General features: G+C 73.1%; 7 protein-coding genes. 3 read left to right on the top strand and 4 right to left on the bottom strand.

Annotation, left to right across the window (positions count from 1 at the left end; translation table 11 throughout):
- Positions 1 to 629 (bottom strand): helix-turn-helix transcriptional regulator (locus tag AB0C29_RS34825; protein WP_360829483.1); only part of this gene is annotated, 629 nt, incomplete at its 3' end.
- A 170-nt stretch (positions 630 to 799) separates the two neighbouring features.
- On the opposite strand from AB0C29_RS34825, the gene AB0C29_RS34830 reads away from it, so the two are divergent.
- Both AB0C29_RS34830 and AB0C29_RS34835 read left to right on the top strand, forming a co-directional pair.
- Positions 800 to 1135, top strand: a complete 336-nt coding sequence (locus AB0C29_RS34830) for a carboxymuconolactone decarboxylase family protein (RefSeq protein WP_360829486.1) — start codon at positions 800 to 802, stop codon at positions 1133 to 1135.
- A 23-nt stretch (positions 1136 to 1158) separates the two neighbouring features.
- Complete coding sequence (locus AB0C29_RS34835) at positions 1159 to 1596, top strand: DUF1801 domain-containing protein (protein ID WP_360829489.1); 438 nt, start codon at positions 1159 to 1161, stop codon at positions 1594 to 1596.
- Here AB0C29_RS34835 and AB0C29_RS34840 read toward each other — a convergent pair.
- Both AB0C29_RS34840 and AB0C29_RS34845 read right to left on the bottom strand, forming a co-directional pair.
- Complete coding sequence (locus tag AB0C29_RS34840) at positions 1589 to 1951, bottom strand: VOC family protein (protein ID WP_360829493.1); 363 nt, start codon at positions 1949 to 1951, stop codon at positions 1589 to 1591. The genes AB0C29_RS34835 and AB0C29_RS34840 overlap by 8 nt on opposite strands.
- Positions 1952 to 1958: 7 nt before the next feature.
- A complete protein-coding gene (locus tag AB0C29_RS34845; RefSeq protein ID WP_360829495.1) occupies positions 1959 to 3146 on the bottom strand; it encodes an erythromycin esterase family protein in 1188 nt (395 codons plus the stop codon).
- 45 nt (positions 3147 to 3191) lie between these two features.
- On the opposite strand from AB0C29_RS34845, the gene AB0C29_RS34850 reads away from it, so the two are divergent.
- Entirely contained in the window at positions 3192 to 3899 is a 708-nt protein-coding gene (locus AB0C29_RS34850; protein ID WP_360829498.1) for a TioE family transcriptional regulator, read from the top strand.
- 6 nt (positions 3900 to 3905) lie between these two features.
- Here the strand turns inward: AB0C29_RS34850 and AB0C29_RS34855 are convergent, their stop codons facing one another.
- Positions 3906 to 4556 carry an ATP-binding cassette domain-containing protein gene (locus tag AB0C29_RS34855; protein ID WP_360829500.1) on the bottom strand — a complete coding sequence of 217 codons (651 nt, stop codon included), beginning with the start codon at positions 4554 to 4556 and terminating at the stop codon, positions 3906 to 3908.
- Between the last annotated feature and the right edge of the window lie 9 nt (positions 4557 to 4565).

Genomic DNA, 4565 nt, shown 5'->3' on the forward strand with positions numbered 1-4565 from the left:
CGTACCTGCTCGGCGTCGACCGCGTTGTCGAGCACGACCAGCGCCCGCCGGCGGGACAGCTCCGCGCGCCAGAGCGCCGCGCGTTCGGCGGCGCCCGCCGGCGGATGGCTGACGGCCAGTGCGTTCAGCAGCCGGCCCAGTGCGGCCGGCGGATCCAGGGGCTGCTGACCCGGGGTGAAACCCTGCAGGTCGAGGTAGAGACCGCCGTCCGGGTAGGTGGCGGCGAGCCGATGGGCCACGTGCACGGCCAGGCTGGTCTTGCCGACGCCGGCCATGCCGTCGACCACAACCGCACCCACGGTACGGAGCAGCTCCTCGACCAGCGCACACTCCGCCTCGCGCCCGGTGAAGTCGAACAGGTCGGCCGGCAGATCGTTGCGGCGTGGCACGGGCGCCGCACCCGCCTTCGCCGCCTCCGCCCACACCGCGCGCAGCGGCCGGGGATCTCGGCCCACGACCCGGCACAGCGCCACGACGGTGTCCCACGGCGGCACGAGCCGGCCGGTCAGATACCGCGACAGGGACGAGCTGCTCAGCCCCGACCGGGCGGCCAGGGCGCGCAGGCTGAGCCCGCTCAGCTCCTTGATCCGGGCGAGCTGGACCACCAGCTGCTCCTGGGGGCTGGACACCTGAAACACCGTACCGTCCCGCCCCACAACCTCGGATCAGCGACGCGTTTCCGCAGCTCAAATCGCACCTGGGTGTCCCACGGTGTCCCACGCGCCGGGCGCTGCCCGGGCCGCCGATGGTCGGATGACTCCTGTCGGGAACGCCGACGACGGAGACGGAAGGAGACCCGATGCCGACCGAGCGCATGCCGAACCCGGCGGTCCTGCTCCCTGCGGCGATGACGGCCCTGACGGCCGTCGACGCGGCCGTCGCCCGGGCCGGACTGGACGGCAAGCTGCTGGCGCTGAGCCGGCTGCGGGCCAGCCAGATCAACGGCTGCGGCCCCGGCGTGGCCGAGGGAGTGCACCGGGCCCAGCAGTACGGCGCGAGCACAGCACAACTGCACGCAGTCGCCGCCTGGCGGGCGACCACCTGGTTCAGCGACGAGGAACGCGCCGCCCTGGCGCTGACCGAGGCGGTGACCCGGCTCACCGTGCCGACCCGCCAGCAGGCCGGCCCGCGATGACCGGACACCGAGAGGAAACTGACATGCCGACCACCACGAAGACCACCGGCGTTTTCACCGACGAGGAGCGCGGCGCGATGAAGGAGCGCGCCAAGGAGCTCCGGGCGAGCACCAGGCGGGGGGCCAAGGCCGACACCGAGAGCCAGGTGCTGGAGAAGATCGCCGAGATGGCGGACTCCGATCGCATCCTCGCCGAGCGGTTGCACGCCCTGATCAAGGCCGGCGCGCCGGCCCTCACCCCGAAGCTCTGGTACGGAATGCCGGCCTACGCCCGCGACGGCAAGGTGGTCTGCTTCTTCCAGAGCGCGGCGAAGTTCAAGACCCGGTACGCGGTGCTCGGCTTCAGCGACGAGGCCCGCCTCGACGACGGCGCCCTGTGGCCGACCTACTTCGCCCTGACCGAGCTCAACCCTGAGACCGAGGCGCGGGTCAGCGCCCTCGTACGGCAGGCCGTCAGCTGAGGACGGGTCGCGGGCCCTTGCTCATGTCCAGCAGGCACAGAGTGTTGCCGAACGGGTCCTCCAGGACGGCACACAAGCCGATGGGCACCTCGAACGGCGCCTCCCGCACGGTGCACCCGGCCTGCTGGCCCGTCAGCACGGCCTGAGCCACGTCGTCCACCAGGTAGTGCACGCCGCGGTCGTCCGGCAGCTCCATCGTGTGCAGGACGACCTCGGCGTCGGTCTCCGGCAGGCCCATCCCGGCCGACGTCTCGTCGCGCCACAGCGGCGTCAGGCCCCAGACGCGGGTGTAGAACTCCACCGCCGGGGTCAGCTCGGGCACCCGCACCATCACGCAGTCAATCTTCCGCAGCATGGGTCCATCATCCGATGGTCCCGAGGAAGACGATGGCGTCGAGCTGGTTGATGGTCGCCGGGTCCAGGGAGAGGTACGTGTGGTCGCGCGGCACCCGCGGCGTCAGCTCGCGGTCGAGGGTCTCGGCGAGACGGCCGGGATCGACGACGGCGCGGTCGTACGGCAGGGTCGACAGCACGCCTTCGAGGGTGTCGGGAGGCGGGACGTCGGCGCCGCGGGTGCCGAAGGTGGTGGCGGCGAAGGCGTACTCGCCGTCGAGACGGGCGCCGGCGATGGCCCCCGCGCTCCACCACTGCAGGGGCAGGCCGGCGAAGTGCAGGTAGCTCTTGTCGCGTTGCAAGTGACGGTTGCCCGCGAAGGCCAGCGTGGGCCCGCGCCGCCGTTCCCGGCCGACGATGGCCGCCAGTTTGTCGGCCATGATCGTGTCGCGCAGGCCCATCAGCGCGTTGACGCGGGTGGGCGCGGGGTCGGCCATCCTGGCGTGGTAGCGCAACAGTCCGGCCGCCGTACGGGCGTGCAGGTCGGCGCTCCACCAGCCGTCGGCGGAGGTGTCAGCTGTCAATTGGGGAGCGTGGGTGCTGAGCAGCACGCGCAGGTCGTCGACGATCAGGCGCAACTCCCGGACCTCGGGGCTGCGGCCGACCGACCGGGCCGGGTCCACGGTGGCGGCCGGGTCGGTCCAGCGCCCGTCCGCCCCCAGCAGACCGTCCAGGTGCGCGCGGCTCCAGGGCAGGTCGAGGTGGCCGGCGAGGTAGTCGTACAGGGCAGTCACGGCGGGACGGGGACCGGCCGGTCCGGTGACCTCCAGGGGACCGTCGAAGCCGTAGAAGCGCAGCCGCTCGGGCCGGGGCCGCTCCTCGTTGTAGGCGCGCATCCAGCGCAGGAGCTCACGGTTGGCCGGTGAGGCGCCGAAGCCGTGGCTGAAACCCCGGCTCAGCGCCGTGTCCAGGGAGCCGGTGCCGTCCGTGACGTACGCGTCGGCGGCCAGGCCGGCCAGGCAGTCGCTCTCGATGGTGATCGAGCGGTAGCCCTCGTGGGTGACCAGGTGGCGGAAGAGCTCGTTGCGCAGCTCCGGGAAGGCTTCGACGCCGTGGGTGGGCTCACCGAGGCCGAGCAGGCGGGTGCCGGGATGCACCAGCGCGGTGAGAGCTTCAGCGGTGAAGGGCCGGGCGGCGTCCCGGATCGAGGTCGTCATGCCCATCAACAGTATCGTTGAACTTTCTGTGTAAACTTCGCCGGAATGCGGCTGCGACCCATCGACCTGGCCCGTGAGCACGGCCTGTCCACCCAGGCGGTGCGCAACTATGAGGAAGCGGGCATCCTCCCGCCGGCCGGGCGCTCACCGTCGGGCTACCGCGTCTACGCCCCACGCCATGCCGCGGCGTTGCGGACCTTCCTCGCGCTGATCCCCGCCCACGGCCACGCGACCGCCACCGCCATCATGCGGGCGGTGAACGAGGGCGCGGTCGAGGAAGCGCTGCGCCTGATCGACGGCAGCCACGCGCAACTGGCCGAGGACCGCCGCACGCTGGAAGCGGTGGACCTCGCCCTGAGCGGCCTGGCCCCACCGGCCGAACCGGCGCCGGGTGAGACGTTCATCGGCCCGCTCGCGCACCGGCTCGGCATCCGGCCGGCCACGTTACGCAAGTGGCAGCGCGCCGGCCTGATCACGCCCCGCCGCGATCCGCACACCGGCTACCGCGTCTACACCGCCGCCGACGTACGCGACGTGCTGCTGGCCCACCAGCTGCGCCGCGGCGGGCACGGGCTGGCCCGGATCGCCCAGGTGCTGGAACAGGTGCGGACGGCGGGCGGACCCGAGCCCCTGCAAGCGACGATGAGCGAGTGGCGGGCCCGGCTGACGGCCCGGGGCACAGCGATGCTGTCCGGCGCGGCCGCGCTCGACACGTACCTGAAGACACCCAGCCTGAAAACACCCGGCAGCTGAGCCGGCTCAGCGCACCAAGGTCGCCTCGCCGTCGGCCAGGTGCAGCTCGTGGTCGCAGGCCGCGGCGGCCTCCGGGTCGTGGGTGGCGAAGACCACCGCCGCGCCCCGCACCGCCTCCCCGCGCAGCAACTCGATCACCTTCTGCCGGTTGGCCGCGTCCAGCTCGCTGGTCACCTCGTCGGCCAGCAGCACGTCACCGCGCAGGGCCAGACCGCGGGCGATCGCGGCGCGCTGCTGCTGGCCCCCGGAGAGCTCGTCGACGAGCTGGTCGGCCTGCCCGGCCAGGCCCACGCGTTCGAGCGACTCCGCGGTGCCGCGCCGGGCGTCGGCGGGGGTGCCACCGGTCGCGATCACGGCGACCGCGATGTTCTCGGCCGCGGTGAGGATCGCCGCCAGCCCGTTCTCCTGCGGGATCAGCACCACGCCGAGCGCGACACCCTGGTCGCGGTCCTTGAGCTCGCCGCCGTCGACCAGCACCCGGCCGGCGGCCGGCGGCAGCAGACCCGCCATCGCCGCCAGCAGCGTGGTCTTGCCCGCCCCGGACGGACCGGTCACGGCCAGGATCTCGCCGGGCCGCACCGTCACGGTCACGTCCCGCAGCACCGGCACCCCGTCGCCGTACGCGACCTGCGCCGCGTCCACCGTCAGCGTCCTCATCGGCCCTCC

Source organism: Actinoplanes sp. NPDC048791 (assembly GCF_040650095.1).
GTDB lineage: Bacteria > Actinomycetota > Actinomycetes > Mycobacteriales > Micromonosporaceae > Actinoplanes.

Excerpts from the sequence above, each read along its gene's own strand:
- AB0C29_RS34830 (WP_360829486.1), top strand. The coding sequence starts at position 800 with ATGCCGACCGAGCGCATGCCGAACCCGGCGGTCCTGCTCCCTGCGGCG.
- AB0C29_RS34835 (WP_360829489.1), top strand. The coding sequence starts at position 1,159 with ATGCCGACCACCACGAAGACCACCGGCGTTTTCACCGACGAGGAGCGC.
- AB0C29_RS34845 (WP_360829495.1), bottom strand. The coding sequence starts at position 3,146 with ATGACGACCTCGATCCGGGACGCCGCCCGGCCCTTCACCGCTGAAGCT.
- AB0C29_RS34850 (WP_360829498.1), top strand. The coding sequence starts at position 3,192 with ATGCGGCTGCGACCCATCGACCTGGCCCGTGAGCACGGCCTGTCCACC.
- AB0C29_RS34855 (WP_360829500.1), bottom strand. The coding sequence starts at position 4,556 with ATGAGGACGCTGACGGTGGACGCGGCGCAGGTCGCGTACGGCGACGGG.
- AB0C29_RS34840 (WP_360829493.1), bottom strand. The coding sequence starts at position 1,951 with ATGCTGCGGAAGATTGACTGCGTGATGGTGCGGGTGCCCGAGCTGACC.